The 23048-nt window shown below is 39.6% G+C and carries 23 protein-coding genes; 22 read left to right on the forward strand and 1 reads right to left on the reverse strand.

Annotated features, from left to right (window positions below; genetic code table 11):
• Nucleotides 1-17: 17 nt before the first annotated feature.
• The 16 genes from ACDF53_RS06105 to ftsH all read left to right on the forward strand — a co-directional run bounded on the left by ACDF53_RS06105 (nucleotide 18) and on the right by ftsH (nucleotide 13988).
• Nucleotides 18-956: an LD-carboxypeptidase gene (locus ACDF53_RS06105; protein WP_370815734.1), complete on the forward strand. Its 939-nt coding sequence runs from the start codon at nucleotides 18-20 to the stop codon at nucleotides 954-956.
• A 104-nt stretch (nucleotides 957-1060) separates the two neighbouring features.
• The gene (locus tag ACDF53_RS06110; protein ID WP_370815735.1) at nucleotides 1061-2200 is read left to right on the forward strand and encodes an amidohydrolase; all 1140 of its coding nucleotides are present in this window, start codon (nucleotides 1061-1063) and stop codon (nucleotides 2198-2200) included.
• Between the two features lie 111 nt (nucleotides 2201-2311).
• Nucleotides 2312-3868 (forward strand): ABC-F family ATP-binding cassette domain-containing protein, encoded by a 1557-nt coding sequence (locus ACDF53_RS06115; RefSeq protein ID WP_370815736.1) that lies wholly within the window; start codon nucleotides 2312-2314, stop codon nucleotides 3866-3868.
• Nucleotides 3869-3876: 8 nt separating this feature from the next.
• The gene (folE, locus tag ACDF53_RS06120; protein WP_296004377.1) at nucleotides 3877-4446 is read left to right on the forward strand and encodes a GTP cyclohydrolase I; all 570 of its coding nucleotides are present in this window, start codon (nucleotides 3877-3879) and stop codon (nucleotides 4444-4446) included.
• On the forward strand, nucleotides 4439-5275 hold the full coding sequence (gene folP / locus ACDF53_RS06125; protein ID WP_370815737.1) for a dihydropteroate synthase: 837 nt from the start codon (nucleotides 4439-4441) through the stop codon (nucleotides 5273-5275). The genes folE and folP overlap by 8 nt, the downstream gene beginning before the upstream one ends.
• Nucleotides 5275-5637: a dihydroneopterin aldolase gene (folB, locus tag ACDF53_RS06130; protein ID WP_370815739.1), complete on the forward strand. Its 363-nt coding sequence runs from the start codon at nucleotides 5275-5277 to the stop codon at nucleotides 5635-5637. Before folP ends, folB begins: the two co-directional genes overlap by 1 nt.
• The gene (folK, locus tag ACDF53_RS06135) at nucleotides 5637-6104 is read left to right on the forward strand and encodes a 2-amino-4-hydroxy-6-hydroxymethyldihydropteridine diphosphokinase (protein WP_370815740.1); all 468 of its coding nucleotides are present in this window, start codon (nucleotides 5637-5639) and stop codon (nucleotides 6102-6104) included. Before folB ends, folK begins: the two co-directional genes overlap by 1 nt.
• A gap of 132 nt (nucleotides 6105-6236) precedes the next feature.
• Nucleotides 6237-7043: a hypothetical protein gene (locus ACDF53_RS06140; protein ID WP_295289959.1), complete on the forward strand. Its 807-nt coding sequence runs from the start codon at nucleotides 6237-6239 to the stop codon at nucleotides 7041-7043.
• Nucleotides 7044-7053: 10 nt separating this feature from the next.
• Nucleotides 7054-7290, forward strand: coding sequence for a GlsB/YeaQ/YmgE family stress response membrane protein (locus ACDF53_RS06145; RefSeq protein ID WP_370815741.1), 237 nt, complete (start codon nucleotides 7054-7056; stop codon nucleotides 7288-7290).
• 228 nt (nucleotides 7291-7518) lie between these two features.
• Nucleotides 7519-8466, forward strand: coding sequence for an L-lactate dehydrogenase (locus ACDF53_RS06150; protein ID WP_295781413.1), 948 nt, complete (start codon nucleotides 7519-7521; stop codon nucleotides 8464-8466).
• Nucleotides 8467-8638: 172 nt separating this feature from the next.
• Nucleotides 8639-8971 carry a septum formation initiator family protein gene (locus ACDF53_RS06155; RefSeq protein ID WP_105090279.1) on the forward strand — a complete coding sequence of 111 codons (333 nt, stop codon included), beginning with the start codon at nucleotides 8639-8641 and terminating at the stop codon, nucleotides 8969-8971.
• Nucleotides 8972-9040: 69 nt separating this feature from the next.
• Entirely contained in the window at nucleotides 9041-9442 is a 402-nt protein-coding gene (locus ACDF53_RS06160) for a S1 RNA-binding domain-containing protein (RefSeq protein WP_005387231.1), read from the forward strand.
• Nucleotides 9443-9536: 94 nt separating this feature from the next.
• Nucleotides 9537-10433 carry a phosphatase gene (locus tag ACDF53_RS06165; protein WP_370815742.1) on the forward strand — a complete coding sequence of 299 codons (897 nt, stop codon included), beginning with the start codon at nucleotides 9537-9539 and terminating at the stop codon, nucleotides 10431-10433.
• Nucleotides 10402-11400, forward strand: coding sequence for a tRNA lysidine(34) synthetase TilS (gene tilS, locus ACDF53_RS06170; protein ID WP_370815743.1), 999 nt, complete (start codon nucleotides 10402-10404; stop codon nucleotides 11398-11400). The genes ACDF53_RS06165 and tilS overlap by 32 nt, the downstream gene beginning before the upstream one ends.
• Before the next feature lie 23 nt (nucleotides 11401-11423).
• Nucleotides 11424-11969: a hypoxanthine phosphoribosyltransferase gene (hpt, locus tag ACDF53_RS06175; protein ID WP_105090283.1), complete on the forward strand. Its 546-nt coding sequence runs from the start codon at nucleotides 11424-11426 to the stop codon at nucleotides 11967-11969.
• A gap of 90 nt (nucleotides 11970-12059) precedes the next feature.
• Nucleotides 12060-13988, forward strand: coding sequence for an ATP-dependent zinc metalloprotease FtsH (gene ftsH, locus ACDF53_RS06180; RefSeq protein ID WP_295232824.1), 1929 nt, complete (start codon nucleotides 12060-12062; stop codon nucleotides 13986-13988).
• 51 nt (nucleotides 13989-14039) lie between these two features.
• Here the strand turns inward: ftsH and ACDF53_RS06185 are convergent, their stop codons facing one another.
• Nucleotides 14040-15383, reverse strand: a complete 1344-nt coding sequence (locus ACDF53_RS06185) for a threonine/serine exporter ThrE family protein (RefSeq protein WP_370815744.1) — start codon at nucleotides 15381-15383, stop codon at nucleotides 14040-14042.
• Nucleotides 15384-15554: 171 nt separating this feature from the next.
• Here ACDF53_RS06185 and ACDF53_RS06190 point away from each other — a divergent pair, with 171 nt between their 5' ends.
• From ACDF53_RS06190 to speC, 6 genes are all read left to right on the forward strand, one after another.
• Entirely contained in the window at nucleotides 15555-16529 is a 975-nt protein-coding gene (locus ACDF53_RS06190) for a biotin--[acetyl-CoA-carboxylase] ligase (protein ID WP_227721003.1), read from the forward strand.
• Between the two features lie 9 nt (nucleotides 16530-16538).
• Complete coding sequence (locus tag ACDF53_RS06195; protein WP_370815745.1) at nucleotides 16539-17306, forward strand: type III pantothenate kinase; 768 nt, start codon at nucleotides 16539-16541, stop codon at nucleotides 17304-17306.
• 94 nt (nucleotides 17307-17400) lie between these two features.
• On the forward strand, nucleotides 17401-18387 hold the full coding sequence (gene dusB / locus ACDF53_RS06200) for a tRNA dihydrouridine synthase DusB (protein WP_370815747.1): 987 nt from the start codon (nucleotides 17401-17403) through the stop codon (nucleotides 18385-18387).
• A 126-nt stretch (nucleotides 18388-18513) separates the two neighbouring features.
• A complete protein-coding gene (gene greA / locus ACDF53_RS06205) occupies nucleotides 18514-18987 on the forward strand; it encodes a transcription elongation factor GreA (RefSeq protein WP_105086162.1) in 474 nt (157 codons plus the stop codon).
• A gap of 29 nt (nucleotides 18988-19016) precedes the next feature.
• Entirely contained in the window at nucleotides 19017-20540 is a 1524-nt protein-coding gene (gene lysS, locus ACDF53_RS06210) for a lysine--tRNA ligase (RefSeq protein ID WP_295204856.1), read from the forward strand.
• 132 nt (nucleotides 20541-20672) lie between these two features.
• Nucleotides 20673-22847, forward strand: a complete 2175-nt coding sequence (gene speC / locus ACDF53_RS06215; RefSeq protein WP_370815748.1) for an ornithine decarboxylase — start codon at nucleotides 20673-20675, stop codon at nucleotides 22845-22847.
• Nucleotides 22848-23048 lie beyond the last annotated feature (201 nt).

The following is a 23048-nucleotide window of genomic DNA, read 5'->3' on the forward strand; positions in this document are numbered from 1 at the left end:
GTATTTAACGAGGATATATGAACTGGATTGAACCAAAGCGCTTAGCACCGGGCATGACCATAGGGATTATGGCTCCTGCTAGTGCAAGCGATGAAGATTTATATAGAATAGAAGAGATTTGTAACGCAAGGGGCTACCATGTGCTTTTTGGTGAAAGTGCACATCGTAAAGGACTTTATGGTGGTACACCTGAGGAGCAAGCCCAAGAGTTTCAATATATGATGACCACCGCACCTTGTGATGCGGTACTTGCCTTGCGCGGTGGTTACGGAACGATGCGTTATCTAGATTTATTAGATTATAAAGCAATTCGTAAACATCGTAAGGCTTTTATAGGGTATAGCGACTGTACGGCTCTTCATATGGCTATCAATCGATATAGTAGATTTATTACGTATCACGGGCCGATGGGCGTCGACTTTAAAGAAGAACATAAGGCAGATATAGATGCATTATTTGTAGCTTTAGAAGGTAAATTACAAGTCATAGAACCATTACCTGAACCGCCACGTGGTGCCATTGGTACTGAGCTAGGGGAAGGAATTTTACGGGGCGGCAATATGACGATGTTATCAATGCTGTGCGGAACGCCTTATTTTTTAGAGGATGAATCTTGGGAGGATACCTTACTATTCATTGAAGATGTAGGGGAAGCACCGTACAAGCTTGATCGCATGTTACAACAGTGGCGTTTAAGTGGGCTGTTGAGTCGTATAAAAGGTTTGGTGATTGGTACTTTTACAGACTGCGAAGGTGATGAAGATGAACGTGATTACGATTTAGGCTATGAAGCACTGCGCTACATGGAGGACAATAGGAATCCTGAATTACCAGAGCCTTTTGTATGCTATGTGCCTACAGGGCATGGAACGCCGCATCAAACATTGCCATTAGGTGCAACGATTAACTTTAGATATATTTCAAACACTATAATTGTTCATACCTATTCGAAATAGACGGATTCTTCTTAGATAGAATAAATAATAAATAGAATACATAGTAAACACTATAGATAGAATATTTCATAGACAGTATAGACTAGATATTATAAAGGGGAGTTATGACATTACAAGAACGAGAATCGCAAGCTTGTGCCATTATAGATGATATGGCACATGAGTTGCGTAAGCTTTCATTATATTTACACGATAATCCAGAATTGGGGTTAGAAGAGCATAAAGCAGTTAATGTAATTAATCAATTTTTAGAGAATCATAATTTTTTATCTCAAGTGGGTTTAACTGATCTACCAGAGTTACAAACTGCATTACGGGGCGACTATAATTGTGAGGCACATCATAAAATGGCCTTTTTAGGCGAGTATGATGCTTTACCTGAACTTGGTCATGGTTGTGGACATAATCTCATTGCTATGATGAGTTTAGGCGCTGCGGTTGCTTTTAGTCAAAGTGCACCAGAAACATGGGGAACGACATTCTTTGGATGTCCTGCAGAGGAAACCATTGGTGGTAAGGTATATATGGCGGAGGCAGGTTTATTTAAAGGCTATGAGGCAGCACTCATTATTCATCCAGGCGGTGAAAATGAAGTGGGTGGCACATCCTTAGCGACCCATCCCTTAGAGGTAACCTTCCACGGTCGATCCTGTCATATCGCATCACTTACTGACTCTGGTATTAATGCGCTAGATTGTGCTGTAGATTTATATCAAAGAATCAAAGAGTTAAAGAAAACATTCCCTAAAGGGGCTATTGTGGGCGCCATCTTTACCAAAGCTGGTACGGCGCCGAACGTAGTAACTCCTAAGGCGACAATTCGTATGACTGTTCGTGGTAGCACCGTAGATGATTTAGAAGGGATTGTTTTGCCAGCTATTAAAGCGGCGGCTCAAGAAATTGCAGTTTCTTACGGTGCTAAAGTTGAAATGCATCACTATGAGCCACTTTTTAAGGATATGCGTCAAGATAAACGGTTATTAGATCTCTTTACAGAGGTAATGACTGAGTTTGGTGAAAGCCCACGCATATTGCCTGATGATGAGGCAGATGGTAGCACAGATGTAGGAAATGTATCCTATGAAGTGCCAACTGCACAGCCAACATTACAAATTGGATTAGGCTTAGAAGCGCATACGCCTGAGTTTACTTGTGCAGCTGGTTCTGACTATGGATTAGACCAAGCAATCAAGGGTGCTAAGATTATGGCTGTTGTAGCCTTGCGTTATGCTATGTGTAAGTGATGTTCAATTTTTGACATATAGAGGTCAAAAAGGTACAATAGATATAATATTTAAGTAAGTATGAAATAAGCCGTCTTCAACAAGACGGCTTTTATTCCGGTGGAGATAGATATGAGTGTTTTAACCGTTTCCAATGTAACCCATGGTTTTGGAGCGCGACAAATCTTAGATGATGCATCATTCCGCCTGTTAAAAGGCGAACATGTAGGCCTCATTGGCGCCAATGGTGAAGGTAAGTCTACATTCCTAAATATCATTACAGGTAAAATTCCTCCTGATGAAGGTAAGATTGAATGGTCTAATCAAGTAATGGTTGGCTATTTAGATCAACATGCAGTCCTCGAAAAAGGTATGACCATTCGAGATGTATTACAACGGGCCTTTGATGATTTATTCGTCATGGAACAAAAGATTAACGATGCCTATAATCGCATGGGCGATGTATCCGAAGATGAAATGAATAAACTGCTCGAACAAGTTGGGGAATGGCAAGAAATTCTAGAGCAACGTGGTTTCTATGAAATTGATGCGGTTATCGAACGTACCGCTGCAGGGCTTGGCCTTATGGATATTGGGCTTGATCGAGATGTTACAGAACTTAGTGGTGGTCAACGTACAAAGGTTTTGCTTACAAAACTATTACTGGAAAAACCAACTATTTTGTTATTGGACGAACCGACAAACTATCTTGATGTAGAGCATATTCAATGGTTGCAAAACTATTTACAAAACTACGAAAATGCTTTTATCTTGATTTCCCATGATATGGAGTTCTTGAATTCTGTAGTTAATGTTATTTATCATATCGAGCAAGCGGTCTTAACGCGTTATACTGGCGATTATCATCAGTTCCAAGCTGCTTACGAAGTGAAAAAGGCACAAGCGGCTAAGGCTTATGAGCGTCAACAACAAGAGATTGAGCGAATGGAGGACTTCATCCAACGTAATAAAGCTCGTGTTGCAACGCGTGGCATGGCGAATTCTCGAGCTAAGCGCTTAGAGAAAATGGAAATTTTGGAAAAACCAAAAGAGTATATTAAACCTTCCTTTAGTTTTAAAGAAGGCCGTACGCCAAGTCGTTTTATTGTAGAAGCCTTTGGTTTGGAATTAGGATATGATGAACCATTGACTAGACCAGTAGACTTTCAAATTGAAAGAAATAAAAAAATTGCCATTCGCGGCGTTAACGGTCTAGGTAAAACGACATTATTGAAAACAATTTTAGGGTTATTAAAACCGGTGAGTGGTGAGTTGGTAAAAGGTGATTTCTTACAAGTTGGCTATTTTGCTCAAGAAGATACACCATCCAATTCTGAAACTGCCTTAGATTATATTTGGAATGAATATCCAGCAATGACTAATGCAGAGGTGCGTGCTGCACTTGCTCGTTGTGGCCTTACTAACGAGCATATTACATCTCAAATGCGCGTGTTATCTGGTGGTGAAAATGCAAAGGTTCGTTTGTGTAAATTAATGCAGAATAAGTACAATGTTCTCGTATTAGACGAACCGACTAATCACTTAGATATCTATGCAAAGGAAGAGTTGAGTCGTGCTTTACGTGAGTTTAAAGGAACTATCGTTTTGGTAAGCCATGAACCTGAATTTTATAAAGATTGGGTTACGGATATTTGGAATATTGAAGATTGGACGACAAAGATCGTTTAGGAGGACCGATGAATCAACGTGCAAAGGACGGGATAAAGCAATTCTTAGAAGCTTTATCTGTTGATACAGAGGCACCAGAGCTAGAGAAAACACCAAGTCGTGTAACAGAATTATATAGTGAATTATTTAGTGGCGTAGGCCTAGATACAAAATCTGCATGGGGTGAAACCTTTAGTACTGATTACAAGGGGCTTGTAGCAGTTACAGGGATTCCATTTTATTCCATGTGTGAGCACCACTTGTTGCCATTCTTTGGAACCGTTGATATTGTGTATCAACCGAAGGATGGCTGTGTGGCAGGTCTTAGCAAGTTTCAAGAGATTGTTAATATCCTTAGCCGGAGGCCGCAACTACAAGAGCGGTTGGCGTCGGAATTAGCAGATGCCATTATGAATGATTTATCTGCTCATGGTGTATTTGTGCGCATTACATCAACACAGTTATGTATGCTTATCAAAGGAACTATGCAGCAAGACTCAAAGGTGATTACATTAGAAAGCCGTGGCGTGCTAGCAGAGACAGGTACGTTACGTGATGAAGCGTTAGCAATGTTAGGTGGAGGACAGGCAAATGTTTAAACGTAGAAATTATACATGGAATGATGGCAAAAGTTTATCTTTGTGCGATCGTACCCTTATCATGGGGATACTCAATGGTACGCCTGACTCTTTCTCTGATGGTGGTAAATTCAACACCCCAGAGGCAGCAGCAGCGCATGTAACACAAATGATTGAAGATGGTGCTGATATAATTGATTTAGGTGTAGAATCTACGCGTCCAGGCTGCACACCATTGACAGCAGAAGAAGAAATTGAACGCTTATCTCAATTGATAGATCCTGTACTTAATGCATCTACAGTTCCTGTATCTATCGATACATACCATGCTAAAACTGCAGACTATGCTTTTTCTAAAGGGGCCCATATTTTGAACGATATATGGGGCTTACACTATGACCCTGATATGGCAGCGGTAGCAGCTAAATTCAAGGTTCCTGTTATCATTATGCACAATAGCAATGATACAAACTACGGCGATATTATTGAGGATATGAAAGCATTCTTTTTCTGTGCTATCGATAAAGCATTGAAGGAAGGTGTTACACCTCAACAAATTTGGCTTGATCCAGGCATTGGATTATTTGGTAAAACAGAAGAACAAAATATTGAAGTTATGCAACGTTTAGGTGAGTTAACGGCTTATGAATATCCTATTTTACTTGCTCCTAGCCGTAAGCGTTTCATCGGTTCTATGTTGGGTGGCTTACCACCAGAAGAACGTGATGAAGGTACGGTAGCTGCTTGTATTACAGGCGTATTCCAAGGTGTTGATATGGTGCGTGTTCATAATGTGAAAATGCACAAACGTGCCTTGGCCGTAGCCGATGGCCTATTACGAGGTGAATAATGGATAAAATCGTTTTAAAGAACATGGCATTTTACGGATTTCATGGGAATTTGGCATCTGAACAAGAACAGGGACAACGATTCTTTGTAGATGTTGAAATTACTACAGATCTTACAAAGGCCGGTCAAAGTGACCAGTTAGAGGATTCTATCAATTATGTAGAGGTATATGACACTGTAGAATCTGTTATGACTGGAGAAAAACATAATTTGTTAGAACGGTTGGGAGCACTTATTGCCGATTCTTTATACCAACATTATCAAGGCATTGTTGGCTTATCTGTAACGGTGCGCAAACCATCTGTACCGATTGCAGGTATTCTAGATTATGTTGAGGTTGTCACTACACGAGGTCAAATTTGATGTATACCTATTACATCAGTGTAGGTTCAAATATTGGTGATAAACGGGGGCACATTAATTTGGCTCTTCAATCATTACAGGATCATGATGCGGTTTCAAAGGTCATTAGTTCGCCCTTAATCGAAACCGAACCCTGGGGATATACGGATCAGGATATCTTTGTTAATGGTATGTGGCTTTGTGAAAGTTCTTTAGCCCCTCATCAAATGTTAAGTTTATTACAGTCCTTAGAACAGGGGGCTGGACGTGAACGACACATTCATTGGGGCCCACGTACATTGGATTTAGATATTATTTTAGCTTTTGATGAGAAGGGGACTATGATTTCCATTTGTGATGAAAGCCTTACTGTACCACATCCTTACTTTTGGGATCGTACCTTTGTCTTAGAACCTTTACATGAGTTGTTACCAACTTTTACATATAAAGGAATGACCATTGGCGAGAGACTAACTCAGTTAAGCTGATCGTATACATTTACAAAATAGTAAACATTAAGGTTGCAGTTGTACCTATGAATAGGGATTATATGAATAGGTACATCCTGTAAGCACAATATATTATTACGTTTTATGCTTGGGGATTCATAGGGAGTATACATGAATATAAAACGTATTGGGTTGTGTGTACTAGCGTTGATTGTAATGGGCCTGTCCTATTGGCTTGCCGTAGGTGGTAATTATGACAGCAAAACAGTGCGCATAGATCCAGAAGAGCATACACTAGTAAATTCTAGTGATGCCATTATTTCAAAACGAATATTAGCGATGAAGTCTATGGATTCAAAAGTTTATTTTTTAGGTTATGAAGGCTACGGTATTTATAATCTATCTGATAATACACTTCGGTTGATGCCCATTAGCTTCCGTGGTCAACATATAGAGCCACCGAAGACAGAGAATTACCAACGTGGTTTACGAGAGATTACTACGGTAAAAACTTTCTCTGATTTTAGTAGTCAAGAACAATCCATACTTAAGGATTTATTGGAATCTACAGATAGAGGGGCTCATTACTATGGAGACTTTTACCATTCCGGTTATGAGTCATCCCTCATCGATATGAAGGACCAGTATTTTATAACGAATACGGTGCGTGCCTTGAAGCGTGTCAATCATACATTATATGTATATGATGCGTCAGGGTTTATTATCATTGATTTAGATAATCGCCGCATACAGGGGTTCTTTAATAATCGCCTCGGTGGGGAAGGACCTAAAGGTGTACCTGATAGCTTGCGTGGCCATTATGGTTCGGATTTCACGATGATATATGCATTGTCCAAGTTAGATCCAAAGGATTTAGAGATTTTATGGTCAATGCGAAAGCAATATTTAGAAAAGTCACCACAAGTGATGGAGAACAAGGATTTATTCCCTCTTAATCTTGATGAGATGACTTTATAGGAGGTATATTATGCTTTGGTCAATTATTGTAGGCGGATTCATTGGTTTTGTAGCTGGTCGCATTACTAAAAAATCGCAAAGTATGGGGATTATTCTTCGTGTTATTGCTGGTTTAGTTGGTGCTTCCGTAGGCCAAGCGTTGCTTGGTACATGGGGTCCAAGTCTTGCGGGCATGGCATTGATTCCGTCTATCGTTGGTGCAGTTATCGTGATTGCTGTAGTCAGCTTCTTTACTGGACGAGACTAATTGTATAAGGTAAGGACTAGTATAGGATTTCCTATACTAGTTTTTTTTGCTATAAATCTATTTTCCTATATACCTATGAGAAAATAGGTATATAATAGTTTATGTATTTTAGATTTAAGGTATATTAATATAGCTTAAAGTTATCGGTTCATATATTTGGAACCGTTGATTTAAGTGGAAGCGTATTAGAGGATAGATATCTTTTAGTACTACAGGTAGGAGGCCCTTATGAAGTTACGTAAAGTAGGTATTATTGGCACTGGACATGTAGGTTCTCATGTAGCATTTTCTCTTGCTCTACAAGGTGAAGTAGATGAATTGTATATGATGGATATTGATGAGAAAAAAGCTAAGGCCCAAGCCATGGATATAAATGATGCGGTTAGCTATATTCCTCACAAAGTGACAGCTACTGCTGGCCCAATTGAAGAATGTGGTGATTGCGATGTTCTCGTATTTAGTGCAGGTCCTTTACCAAATTTATACCAAGATCGCTTAGAAAGTCTTGGTGATACCGTTGAGGTTCTAAAGGATGTTATCCCTCGAATTAAAAAGTCCGGCTTTGATGGGTTTATTATTTCTATCTCTAATCCTGCCGACGTTGTAGCTACTTATTTATGTAAACATTTAAATTGGAATCCAAAACGCATTATTTCCAGTGGTACAGCCTTAGATTCTGCACGGTTACAAAAAGAATTGGCTCGCATTTTTAATATCAGTAATCGTACAATTACAGCCTATTGCTTAGGTGAACATGGCGGTAGTGCTATGGTGCCATGGTCTCATGTATATGTACAAGGAAAACCTCTCGTAGAATTGCAACAAGAATTGCCTCATAGATTCCCGACACTTGACCATACACAAGTACTAGATGATGTTAAAATTGGCGGTTATCATGTATTGGCCGGTAAAGGTTCTACTGAGTTTGGTATTGCCAGTGCCACTACAGAATTAATTCGCGCTGTATTCCATGATGAAAAGAAAGTATTGCCATGTTCTTGCTATCTAGACGGACAATATGGTGAAGAAGGTATCTTTGCATCTACACCAGCGGTTATTGGTAAAGATGGCATTGAAGATGTATTTGAATTAAAGCTTACCGAAGAGGAATTAGCTTTATTTAAAAAGTCTTGCGCAGTTATTCGTGAATACGCTCATAAAGCAGAGTCTTTGTAAGATAATCGTATCTGTTATATAAGTCTATTATTGATAAAAAATAAATATCTATATAGAGAGAATATATAGACCTAACAGAAACTATAGATAATTTTATTTAGTCCCTAATAAGGTTCTATGATATAATTAAAAAATGACAGTATACAGATGATGAATATTTTTGGGGGACATTATGAGTCAAGACACTATGGAAGTACAACGTCCAAAAAGGCCGCGCAAACGGGTTCGCCCTAATCGCAAAGCGCAGGATCAACGTATTATCCTCATGTGGATCAAGCGAATTGGTATAGGGATTATGGTGCTGCTATTGTTAGGGCAAGCCTATCGCTTGGTGGCTGTATATCAAGAAAAACAACATATTGAGCAACAATTGCAAGAATTAAAACAGCGAAATGAAGAATTAGAACAGGAAAAGGCTAAGTTGCAAGATCCAAAGACCATTGAGGGGGTGGCTCGAGAGGAACTAGGCCTTGTAAAACCTGGTGAAGTACCTTATGTAAAATAGGGGCAACTTTAATGATTTATATTCGCATTAGTTTGTAGTTTGAGGTTTCCGCATTAATTAGGAGGTTGCATGGCAATCGAAGTTGGTAACATTATTGATGGTACCGTATCCGGTATTACAAAGTTCGGCGTATTTGTTGATTTAGGAGAGAAACAAACCGGTCTAGTTCATATTTCTGAAGTAGCTCATGGGTATGTCGAAGATATTAATACCGTATTAAAGGTTGAAGATCCAGTAAAGGTTAAGGTTTTATCTATTGAAGGTAACAAAATTGGCCTTTCTATTCGTCAGACACAACCTAAAGAGACAGCAAGTGAAGAACGACGTCCTCGTCGTGTTCAATCTAAACAAAGTACAGAGGCTTTTGAAGCCAAAATGAAATCATTCTTGCGCGATAGCAATGAACGATTGCATGATTTAAAACGCAATACAGAAGGTAAACGCGGAGGCCGAGGCGGTCGTCGAGATTAATAGTGAGAGATGGCATTGAGCCATCTCTTTACTTATGTATAGGCTTTAACAGTATAATAGTGTTAAAGGAATACTAATTATGTAAGGAGCGATTATGAAGTTAGCTATTATCGATATTGGATCTAATTCAGTGCGCTTATTATTGGCTACCTATGAAAATAATATATGGCACTATGAGCCAAAACAGTTATGGACTACTCGGTTGGGACAACGAAATGCAGATGGCACATTGCGATCTGAATCGATGGAGTCATCGTATCAGGCTTTTAAGGATATTAAAGAGCTGGCAGACAAATATGGTGCGGACTATTGCTTTGGTTTTGCTACTAGCGCTGTTCGTGAGGCTCAAAATGGGCTTGAATTTATGGAGCGAATCACCGAATACTGCCCTATGGAATGGCGAATTTTATCAGGTGATGAAGAGGCCATTTATGGATTTAATGGTGCCTTGGGAGATCAGTTGAATGACGGTCGTCATTATACGACTATCGATATTGGTGGTGGCAGTACAGAACTCGCTTTAGGAAATAAAGACGGCGTATATTGGAGTCGTTCCTATCCAGTGGGAGCGGTACGTTTACAATCTATGTCTGACGAAGGACCTCAACGGGTATGGGAAGAAACTCGATACCTTTGGGACCCAATGATGATTCAAGGCGAATTTGGTGAATTTATTGGCATCGGCGGTACGTTAACGACGCTAGCGGCTATAGATTTAGGTCTTGAAACTTATGATGGTACAAAGGTGCAAGGTCATAAATTAAGTCGCGAAACAGTAGAGGGCATCATTCTAAACTTACGTTACATGAGTCGCGACGAGAGATTACAGGTAAAAGGTTTACCTGCAGGCCGTGCTGATATCATTGTAGCTGGTGCAGAAATTTTGACGTCCTTTATGGATGCCTATGAGGTTCCTCATGTATTTGTGAGCGATCAAGATGGTATGGAGGCGATGGCCCGTGAATGTGAAAGCACTCGTTCGAACCGTTAATCACACCTTAAAATCGCATAATTTATTTCCAGAAAATAGTCGAATCTTAGTGGCGTGCTCCGGTGGGCCTGATTCAATGGCTCTATTGCACTTATTGAAAGACATTGCCATACATCGGCATACAACGTATGAAATAGGTGTGGCTATCGTAGATCACTGCATTCGTCCTGAAAGCAAGGAAGAGGTTTTGTGGCTCCAACATCAAGTGGAAGCTTTAGGACTACCATTTTATTCTGCTACATTTGATGTGCCTCGCTTGAGCAAGGAACAAAAAATGTCTGAAGAAACTATGGGGCGTCAAGTACGGTATCAATGGCTTACAGAGGTTGCACAGTCTGAAAACTATGATTATGTTGCGGTGGCTCATCACAAGGATGATCAAGCGGAGTCGATTCTAGCACATATCATCAGAGGTTCTGGATTAAATGGGTTGACAGGGATGACCGTAGTAAGTTCTGAATATGCTACTCCTGTAATTAGACCACTGTTAGATGTTACAAAAGAAACCTTATTGGCTTATTTAGAGGTGAAGGGGATTTCCTATTGTGTTGATTGTACGAATGAAGATGTGCGATACCAACGAAATAGGATTCGGCATCGCATTATACCTGAGTTAGAAGCTATTAACCCTAATGTAGTAGATGCTATTGCTAGATTGGGAAATTCCGTACATGAAGATGTATTAGTTATGTCTGATTTAACGGAGCAAGCTTTTGAAAAACTTGTGACTATAGGTGCTGATGGGGTGAGCTTATCTCGCCGTGCCTTACGGCAAGAATCATTGGCGATACAACGGCGCTTATGGCAGCGCATAGTGGGTGCTGTGGACTCAGATATAACGCTGACATCAGCTCATCAAGATCAATTACTCGATATTGTTAACACCGGGGAAGAGAAAACTTTCACTATTAAAAGTATAAAAGTAACCGCTCAATGTGATACAATAAAAGTATATTGCGAACATTAATATGAATCGTGGAGGTCATATAGATGCATCAAGATGCAAAAGAGATTTTATATACAGCGGAACAATTACAAGCTCGTGTAGCAGAGTTGGGTAAAGCAATTAGCGAAGACTATAAAAATGAATCAGTCGTGCTTGTAGGGGTGTTAAAGGGCGCTGTCGTTTTCTTTACAGACTTAGCACGCGCTATTGATGATAGTGTAGATGTAAGTTTTGACTTTATTTCTTGCTCTAGCTATGGTAGCGGCACAACAAGTACAGGGGTAGTACGAATTTTAAAAGATTTAGATCGCTCTGTAGAGGGTAAGCATGTACTCGTTGTTGAAGATATCGTAGACACTGGTACAACATTACATTACTTACTAGAAAATTTACATGCTCGTGGGGCTAAAAGCGTGCGCCTTGCAGCGTTGTTGAATAAACCAGATCGCCGTAAGATGGACGTAAATGTTGACTATGTAGGCTTTATTATTCCTGATTACTTTGTTATCGGTTATGGTTTAGACTACGCTGAAAAATATCGTCATTTACCATATATCGGTATTTTGAAGGAAGAAATGTATCAAAATTAAAAATATGATATAATATATGAGTGCATCTCTCAATGAGATGTACTCAATTCGTTTATACAACTAAAAATTATTATTGAAAGGGGTAATCTTTTGGGTCGATTTACAAAAAATATCGTCCTTTATTTACTTATCATTGCCGCTTTCGTTATCGCCATTGACGCTTTCTCTGGTCAAAGTGCGAATAAATCTGAATTAAGCTACACAGGATTTATTCAACAAGTACAACAGAAAAAGGTTGAGTCCGTAACGATTACCAATGATCATGGTATTAAAGGTAAACTAAAAAATGGAACAGAATTCAATTCTTATGCGCCAACTGATGAAACATTAATTAAAACATTACAAGATAATGGCGTTGAAATTACAGCAGCGCCACCTGAGCAACCAGCTTGGTGGATGAGCCTTTTAGGTTCTGCTATTCCTATTATCATCTTGGTAGTGTTGTTCTTCTTCATTATGCAACAAACACAAGGTGGCGGTGGCCGAGTGATGAACTTTGGTAAAAGCCGTGCTAAATTGATGGGTGAAGGTAATGTTAAGGTTAGCTTCAAAGATGTAGCAGGTGCGGAAGAAGCAAAACAAGAATTAGAAGAAGTAGTAGAATTTTTGAAGGACCCAGGCAAATTTACAGCTATCGGTGCTAAAATTCCGAAAGGTGTATTGTTAGCGGGACCTCCAGGTACTGGTAAAACATTGCTTGCTAAAGCTGTTGCTGGTGAAGCAGGCGTACCATTCTTTACGATTTCTGGTTCTGACTTCGTAGAAATGTTCGTAGGTGTTGGTGCATCTCGTGTACGTGATCTTTTCACACAAGCGAAAAAGAATGCGCCATGTATTATCTTCATCGACGAAATTGATGCGGTTGGTCGCCAACGTGGCGCAGGTCTTGGTGGTGGTCACGATGAACGTGAACAAACATTGAACCAATTGCTCGTTGAAATGGATGGCTTCGGTGCTAACGAAGGTATTATTACTATCGCAGCTACAAACCGCCCAGATATTCTTGACCCAGCGCTCTTGCGTCCAGGTCGTTTTGACCGTCAAGTTATCGTAGGTCGTCCAGACTTACGCGGTCGTGAAGCAATCTTAAAAGTTCACGCTCGTAACAAGCCGTTGGCTGACGATGTAGACTTGAAAACAATTGCGAAGAAAACACCAGGCTTTACTGGTGCCGACTTAAGTAACTTGTTAAATGAAGCGGCTTTATTAGCGGCTCGTCTTAACAAAAAAGTAATCACTATGGCTGAAGTTGAAGAAGCTAGTGAAAAGGTTAGCATGGGTCCTGAACGCCGCAGTCACATTGTGAGTGATAAGGATCGCAAGTTAACAGCGTACCATGAATCTGGTCATGCTATTGTGGCACATTTGTTGCCTCATGCAGATCCTGTTCATAAGGTAACAATCATTCCTCGTGGTGCAGCAGGTGGTTACACTATGATGCTTCCTACAGAGGAACAAAACTACAAAACAAAATCTCAATTATTAGCGGATATTCGCGTAGCCCTTGGCGGTCGTGTGGCAGAGGCTTTGATTTTGGATGAAATCAGTACAGGTGCTTCTGGTGACCTTCAAAGTGTAACGAATACAGCGCGTGCCATGGTAACGCGTTGGGGTATGAGCGATGAGCTTGGTCCTATCGTATTTGGTGAACAACAAGAACAAGTATTCTTGGGTAAAAACCTTGGCCATGAACGCAACTACAGTGAAGAAATTGCTGCAAAAATCGATACTGAAATTCATCGTATCGTTGAAGATGCTTATAAAGATGTAACAAAACTTCTTAGCGATAACGAAAAATTCTTACATGATATGGCAAATGCTCTATTAGAGGAAGAAACAATCGATGCAAAAGCGGTAGATAATCTTTACAAATATGGTACAACAAAAGCTCCTGAAATAGAGGAACCTAAAGCTACGTTAGAAGCAGCAGGTATTGTAGTACCAGAGGTTGTTGACGCTAATGAGCACACTTCTACAGTGGAAGCTCCTAGTGAAACACCTTCTAACGAAATTAAATAATGGAAACTGTCCAAATAAAAAGAGCTGATCTCCTTGGAGACCAGCTCTTTTTTATTGTCCATCGTTGATGTGACGGGTTGCTAAATATTCTTGTATGCGACGTTCCTTAAGTGATTTTAAGTATTTCTGTGCTAATACATTTGGTATGGCCACACCGACAGCGATGCCAACGATGGTTAAAATACCTGTTACACCATTTTGTACCATATAAACAAGGCCGGATTCATTGAGTGCATTGATGTGAAGAATATCGAAAAGAAAACGATAATATAGAATCCCTGGCATTAATGCGATAGCAGACGGCACGATGATGATCGTACTAGATGTTTTAAGCCAAGTTGAAACTTTTACATAAATAATACTCATCACAGCGGCCCCTACAAAGGTGGCCCCAGCAATAGAGAAGCCCAATTCAACAGCTAGTAAATTGCGAATGAATACACATAATACACCGCCAATACCGATCGAGAGCAAGAGGCGTACAGGAGCGTTAAATAAAACAGCGAATGACGCAGCGGCCATAAAAGAACCTATAATCTGTTCAATGGATAGTACATGAGGTTTAATGTCTACAAAACTAAAGGCCGGCATTGGACTAAAGTATAAGGCCATGGCCATACCTAAGGTCATACTACCTACGATAAGAATTGTTCTAATGGCTCGTGTAATACCCGATAGGATATGGTTGTTTATTGTATCAATGACAGCATTGATAAGAGGTACCCCTGGAATCATAAATAAGGTACAGCATACGAGAACATAAACTAATGAATCCTGTTCAATATGTGAATAGAAACCGTAGGCAGAAACCATAGCGGCAAATCCACCTAATGCAATACCTACATACTCATTACAGCCTAAACGCACGGATAGAGTACGTGTGAAATAGCCGATTAGAGAACATATAATTGTTACTATAAAAGCTATCATATCACCACTATATAGAAAGGCGAGCCCTGCAGAGCCTAGTGCACATGCAATACCCTTTATCCAATCAGGATATACAGGAATGGTAGAATCTAATTTTGAAATGAGCTGTTCATAGGTTGTGAGTGAGTAATGTCGTTCGAAGGCGCGCCATGTAAGTTTAGATACGGCATTGATCATGGCCATATTGGGAACATGAACTGGTGTTTTTCTGAACACCGTTATGGACCGTTCTTTGTGTAATAGATTTACCATGATAGTGGTATATGAAATATGAATATTTAAATAATTATGAGGTATCCCCATAAATGTGGCAGCTTTTAACATCTCTTCAATGATCCGATTTGTATCAGCACCACATTCCATAAGTAACTTGCCTATGTTTAATAGAACATCAAGTTTTCTGTGAATATGGATAAATGGGTTCTCTAGAACTTCATTTTTTTCTTTTAATGTAAATTGTTGCATATATCTCCCCAGATAATGATAGACCATACTATTGTTATCTTTTACATAAGGTATAACTTAACACTACATGTATTATACCATTAATTATTTTAAATAATCCTTGCATTTTATAGGGTACACTTGTACAATCGAATTGTAAACCTAGGTTGACAAAGAAAGGGGCTCTAAACTATGCGTGATGAAGTATTAGAATTCTTGAGACAAAACCAAGGTAGTTTCGTATCGGGACAAGATATGTCAGAAGCGTGTCATGTTTCGCGCACAGCTATTTGGAAACATATCAAAGCATTACGTCAAAAAGGCTACAAAATAGAATCTTATACCAAGAGGGGGTATCGATTATTGGAGGAACCTGATTTGTTGAGTCCATTAGCAATGAAGCAAATCTTAAAAACAGATGTATTTGGCAAACGGTATGTCTATATGGACACTACCGAATCTACAAACCTAGAAGCTCGTCGTTTAGCACAACAAGGTGCAGAAGAAGGTACTGTTGTTGTTACAGAGGAACAAGCTGCTGGCCGCGGTCGTTTGTCTCGTGGATGGTATTCCCCATTCGGAAAAGGTCTATGGTTTAGTCTCATTTTACGCCCTGACTTTGCACCAGTAGAAGCACCGAAGTGTACATTGATGGCAGCCGTGGCATTAACAAAGGCATTTCATAAAATGGGCCTTACAGATGCGGGTATTAAATGGCCAAATGATATTCTTGTAAATGGTCGTAAATTAGTTGGTATTTTAACTGAAATGTCCGGATCTATGGAGGAAATCTCCTATATTGTTATGGGCATAGGTGTCAATGTTAAGACTAAACAAGAAGAACTACCAGAAGAATTGAAGTTAATTGCTACGTCATTAACAATGGAAGGCATTGATATTGAACGGACAGAAGCTTTTAAAATTATTTTGGAATCCTTAGAACATCAATATTATGAAGTACTTGATAGTGGCTTTGAGGAAACTCTAAATGAATGGCGCCAATTATCGGTAACCCTTGGCGAAGAAATTGAAGTGAGAGCACCAGGAAATACCTATGAAGGGGTAGCTACAGATATTGATGAAGATGGTAACTTATTAGTAAGAATCCCTGATGGGACAGTTAAACGTATTGTGGCAGGGGACGTGTCAATTCGTCCGCGCAAATAGGAGGCATTCATGTTATTAGTAATTGATGTGGGGAACACCAATATTGTTCTCGGTGTATACGACAAGACAGAGCTTGTAGGTCACTGGCGTATTTCCACGGACCGCGTTCGGACCACCGATGAATATGGCATGTTGATGATGAATTTATTCTTCCACGATTGCAAGGTTGATGTGAAGGATATTAAGGATATCATCATTTCCTCAGTTGTGCCACCGTTGATGCCTACATTAGAACGCGTATGTTTACGTTATTTTAATGTAAATCCTCTCATTGTTGGACCTGGTACTAAGACTGGCATCGCTATTAAGTACGATAATCCTCGTGAAGTAGGGGCTGACCGAATCGTAAATGCTGTGGCAGCTCATGAACAATATAAAGGTGATTTAATCATTATCGACTTTGGTACAGCTACTACCTATTGTGCTGTTAAAGGCAATGGCGATTATATGGGCGGTGTAATTACTCCAGGCGTTACAATTTCTGCGGAGGCTCTGTTCCAACGGGCTGCTAAATTGCCACGTATTGATGTAAGAGACCCTGGTCAAGTGATTTGTCGCAACACCGTATCTTCTATGCAGTCTGGTATGTTCTATGGCTATGTAGGCCAAGTGGAAGGTCTTGTATCTCGTATGAAAGCCGAAATGGGCGATCATGTAACTGTTGTGGCTACAGGTGGTTTGGCACAGCTTATCAGCAGCGCTACAGACTGCATTGACCATGTAGAGCCTATGCTTACATTAGAAGGCTTACGTCTTATTTACGAAAGAAATAAATAATGCTACTATAATATAGTTACGTATATGTAACGAAGTAGTGTACATTCGGGTACAGCTTATGCTGTACCCTTTTTGTTAGAGGATATAGAATTATATGAACAATAAACAATGGCAAATAGGATCCGTCAAAATTGATGGACAAGCCATATTAGCGCCAATGGCCGGGGTTAGCGATATTGCCTATCGTTTACTTGCTAAAGAGCATGGCGCTGCCTTGGTATGTACCGAAATGGTCAGTGCTATGGGCATTAAATATAAAAATGAACGCACTCATGAATTGTTGCGCCTTGAAGATGTGGAACGTCCCGTTTCTATGCAAATCTTTGGGTCTAATCCAGAGGCGATTGCCATCGGAGCAAAGGTTGTAGCTGATGCGGGTGCAGATATTGTAGATATCAATATGGGCTGTCCTGTTAAAAAAGTTGTTTCCTCAGGGGATGGCTCTGCACTTATGAAGAATCCTGATTTAGCGGCACGCGTAGCAGAGGCGGCAGTTAAGGCTGTCGATGTACCTGTAACGGTGAAAATGCGCATCGGTTGGGATAGTGAATCCATCAATGTGGTAGACTTTGCAAAACGCATCGAATCTACGGGGGTCGCAGCTATTGCTGTACATGGTCGTACGAAGGAACAAATGTACAGTGGTCATGCGGACTGGTCCTATATTAAGGCTGTAAAAGAGGCTGTATCTGTACCAGTTATTGGCAATGGAGATATCGTGGAACCAGAGGATGCGAAGCGCATGCTCGATGAAACGGGATGTGATGCGGTAATGGTGGGGCGTGGTGCACAGGGTAATCCTTGGATCTTTGGTCGCATTCACCATTATTTAGCGACTGGTGAAGTGTTACCGGCGCCAACTGATATTGAACGTCTCGATATGTTGTTAAAGCATTTTGATCTATTGTGTCAATATAAGGGTGAGAGTATGGCCGTTAAGGAAATACGAACTCATGTAGGCTGGTATATGAAGGGGCTCCCTGAATCTGCATATTGGCGCAATCGTGTGAATACAATTCATACCGTAACAAGCTTTCACAATGAGCTAGAATCATATCGTAAAATACTGTCTGAAATGTAGTCAGATTGACAAATGTACAGTATTTTTATATAATGGTTGAGATAATTTAGAAATAAAAGATAAGGTGTCATCTTACTATGGCACTTTTTTCTTATTTTATTTATATGTAGAAAGAGTGGGGTACCCATGGCAGACGTAAAAGAAACATTACTTACCGCCGAAGGTTTAAAGAAATTAGAAGAAGAATTAACGTATTATAAATCTGTACGTCGTATTGAAGTGTCTGAACGTATTAAGACTGCTATTGAATATGGCGATATCAGTGAAAACTCTGAATATGATGATGCAAAAAATGAACAAGCTTTCATCGAAGGTCATATTGTAGAGCTTGAAAATAAAATTAACACTGCGAAAATCATCGACGAATCCGTAAAAGGTGATGTTGTATCCGTAGGTAGCAAAGTAACTGTATTAGATACAATGTACAATGATGAATTAGAATATGTTATCGTTGGTTCCTCTGAAGCGGATCCATTCAACAATCGTATCTCTAACGAATCTCCTGTAGGTAAAGCTATTTTGGGCAAACGTAAAGGTGATGAAGTAGAAGTTTCCACACCAGATGGTCCTGTTACATTCAAAGTGTTAGCAATCCAATAATTTACATTTACTGACGAAGAGGCGATAACATGAGTGAAGAAATTAAAAATGTACAAGAAGAGCTGAATGAGCAAATGCAAATTCGCCGCGACAAATTGGCTGAATACGAAGCGGATGGTATCTATCCATTTGGTCAACGTTTTGTTGTAAAAGATAATGCAAAAGACATTAAAGATGACTTCTTCTTGAAATATGACGGTCAACCTGTAGTTATTGCAGGCCGTTTGATGACAATCCGTTCCCATGGTAAAACAGCATTTGCGAATATGCGTGATAAATCCGGTGATATTCAAGTATATTTCCGTAAAGATGTATTGGGTGAAGATGCTTATAAATACGTAAAAATGCTTGATATCGGTGATATTATCGGTGTTGAAGGCCATGTATTTAAAACTCATACAGGGGAAGTTACAATTAAAGTTAACAAATTAACTTTGTTATCCAAATCTTTACGTCCATTACCAGAAAAATGGCATGGTTTAAAGGATACAGAACTTCGTTACCGTCAACGTTATGTTGATTTAATTGTAAATCCTGAAGTGCGTGATACATTTGTAAAACGCTCCCAAATCGTTGCTAAAATTCGCGAATACATGATGCGTGATGGCTTTATGGAAGTAGAAACACCAATGATGCATGCTATCCCTGGTGGTGCTGCGGCTCGTCCATTCATTACACATCACAATGCGCTTGATATCGATATTTACATGCGTATCGCGCCTGAATTGTACCTCAAACGCTTGATCGTTGGTGGTATGGACCGCGTATTCGAAATGAACCGTTGTTTCCGTAACGAAGGTATCGATAATCGTCATAATCCAGAATTCACTACTATTGAATCCTACCAAGCTTATGGCGATGTAGAGGATGCAATTCGCTTAACAGAAAACCTTGTGTCCTACTGTGCTCAAGAAGTTCTCGGCACACAAGAAATTACATACCAAGGTACTGAAATCAATTTGACTCCACCTTGGAATCGCATCACAATGGCTGAAGGTGTAAAAAAATATACTGGCGAAGACTTTGATGCGGTGACTACTGTAGAAGAGGCTCGTGCTATTGCAGATCGCTTAAATGTAGAATACACAGAAAATGATGGTATTGGTAAAATTTTAAATCTTTGCTTCGAAGATTATGTAGAAGAAAACTTGATTCAACCAACTATCGTATATGGTCACCCAAAAGAAATTTCTCCACTTGCTAAAGCAAGTCGTGAAAATCCATTGGCTACAGAACGTTTTGAAGCGTTCATTTACGGCCGTGAATTGGCAAATGGCTTCTCCGAGTTAAATGACCCAATCGACCAAAAACAACGTTTCTTGGATCAATTGAAAGAACGTGAAGCTGGCGATGATGAAGCTCACCGTATGGATGAAGACTTCGTTACAGCTCTTGAATACGGTTTACCTCCAACAGCTGGTTTAGGTGTTGGTATTGACCGTCTAGTTATGTTCTTAACAGACTCTGCATCCATCCGCGATGTATTATTGTTCCCATTGATGAAACCAGAAGCTCCTAAGCATATTGAAGCTGAAGAAGAAGCAGCTGAATAATCTAAAACTAAAAGGCTCCCTATTCTTTGAGTAGGGAGTCTTTTTATTCGTTATATGTTTTTATACTATGTTTTATTCCATATGTCTTGATTATATATCGAGTGTGATTCATAGTTACGAAAGGAGGAGGCTGTGAAACATTTAAAGGTTGCTTTATCTGATTCCGTACAATCCAAAATTGGCTCTTTAGAGGGTCGTATATGTGTTCCTGTTTGTGATACAGATTTTATAGATGTTGGTGCCGTTGTCATTGGTGATTGTGACTTAGAGCTTATCAATAATAATCAAATTCATACCTTTGGTATACCTGTTATTCTCCTAAGATTTGATGAATCTAAGGATATATCTTTTTATAAGGACCGCATTACATCTATTATAGAGTTTGCCTCTACAAATATGGACGACTGCAAATCAGAGATAGAAAAGCTTGTAGCAAGCTATGAAGATTCTATTTTACCACCATTTTTTAAGGCTTTATCTGATTATGTAGGCGATCAAAATTCGCAATTTGATTGCCCTGGACATCAAGGTGGTCAGTTCTTCTATAAACATCCTACAGGTCGCGCCTTCTACAATTTCTTTGGAGAGAATATATTTAGAGCGGACCTTTGTAATGCAGATGTAAAATTAGGAGATCTTTTAATTCATGAAGGGTATGCTTATGATGCGCAAGCGCATGCTGCGAAAGTCTATAATGCTGACAAGACCTATTTTGTGTTGAATGGTACATCTTCTGCGAATAAGGTAGTACTTAATGCTCTTTTAACACCGGGCGATATTATCTTATATGATCGTAATAATCATAAATCCATCTGCCATGGTGGTCTTGTTATGTCTGGTGCTACGCCTATATATCTTGAGACAGCGCGCAATCCATTTGGCTCTATTGGCGGCATTTTAGATCATTGTTTTGATGAAGGTTATATTCGATCTTTGATTGCAGAAAAATCTCCTGAAAAAGCTCGAACTAAACGTCCTATTCGATTGGCGGTAATTCAATTAGGCACCTATGATGGTACGATTTATAATGCACGCCAAGTGGTGGATAAAATTGGCCATCTTTGTGATTATATTTTCTTTGACTCTGCGTGGGTGGGATATGAACAATTTATTCCTATGATGAAAGATTGTAGTCCCCTATTATTAGAGTTAGGTCCAAATGATCCTGGGATTTTAGTAACTCAATCGGTACATAAGCAACAAGCTGGCTTTTCACAAACCTCTCAAATTCATAAGAAGGATAGTCATATAAAGGGGCAAGACCGTTATGTAGATCATAAACGTTTTAACAACTCCTTTATGATGCACGCGTCAACCTCGCCATTTTACCCCTTATTTGCCTCTCTCGATGTAAATGCTAAAATCCATGAAGGTGAGTTAGGACAAAAACTGTGGCGTGAGTGTGTTGAAGTTGCTATTGATGCTCGTAAAGCCGTATTGAAGCAATGCAAATATCTCCGTCCATTAGTACCACCGATAGTGCATGGCAAAAAATGGGAAGACGGAAATACACAGGTCATGGCAGAAGATGTAAATTATTTTGCCTTTGAACCAGAAGCAAAGTGGCATTCCTTTAAAGGCTATGGTAAGGGTCAGTATTTTATCGACCCTTGTAAGTTCCAACTGATTACACCAGGAATTAATGTAGAGACCGGAGAATATGAAGCCTTTGGTATTCCTGCTAATATTCTGGCTAATTATTTACGGGAAAATCGAATCATTCCTGAAAAATGCGATTTAAATACGATCTTATTCCTTATGACGCCAGCAGAATCTAAGCATAAGATGGATGCACTCGTGGAGGAACTCGTTCGCTTTGAAGACCTCATAGACCGGGATGCACCGATGGAAGAAGTGTTGCCGTCTATTTACTATAGTCATATAGATACATACAAAGGCTATAGTATTCGTCAACTATGTCAAGAAATGCATGATTTTTATAAGTCTAGAAATGTAAGCCTCTTACAACAACGCTTATTTTCCCATGAATACTTCCCCGACTATGTCATGAATCCACAGGAGGCAAACTTTGAGTTCCAACGTAACAAGGGGGAATTAGTACCGCTACGCGAGGCAGAAGGTCGCATTGCTCTTGAAGGAGCTCTACCGTACCCACCTGGTGTATTATGCGTGCAACCTGGAGAGCGTTGGTCTAAGACTGCTTGTGACTACTTCTTAGCCTTAGAGGAAGGCATCAATCAGTTGCCTGGCTTTGCGCCAGAAATACAAGGTGTATACATTACTGAACAATCGAATGGGCATAAACAAGCATATGGCTATGTATTGAAAAAAGAATATGAAATGTAAATTTATACGATTTGATACAAGGACTGTAGGAATTACTAAAATTTCTTATACATTGATTAAACTGACAACGGGCCGCCGTCGTGAAATACATCCTATTATGTACATCATGACTGTGGCATTCATCATTCACTTTGCTATTTAAATAGCATATACTATGAATCATATAGCATAGTCTATTAAAAGAAAATCTAGCGTGTTATA

It is taken from the genome of Veillonella sp., from assembly GCF_041333735.1.
Taxonomy (GTDB): domain Bacteria; phylum Bacillota; class Negativicutes; order Veillonellales; family Veillonellaceae; genus Veillonella.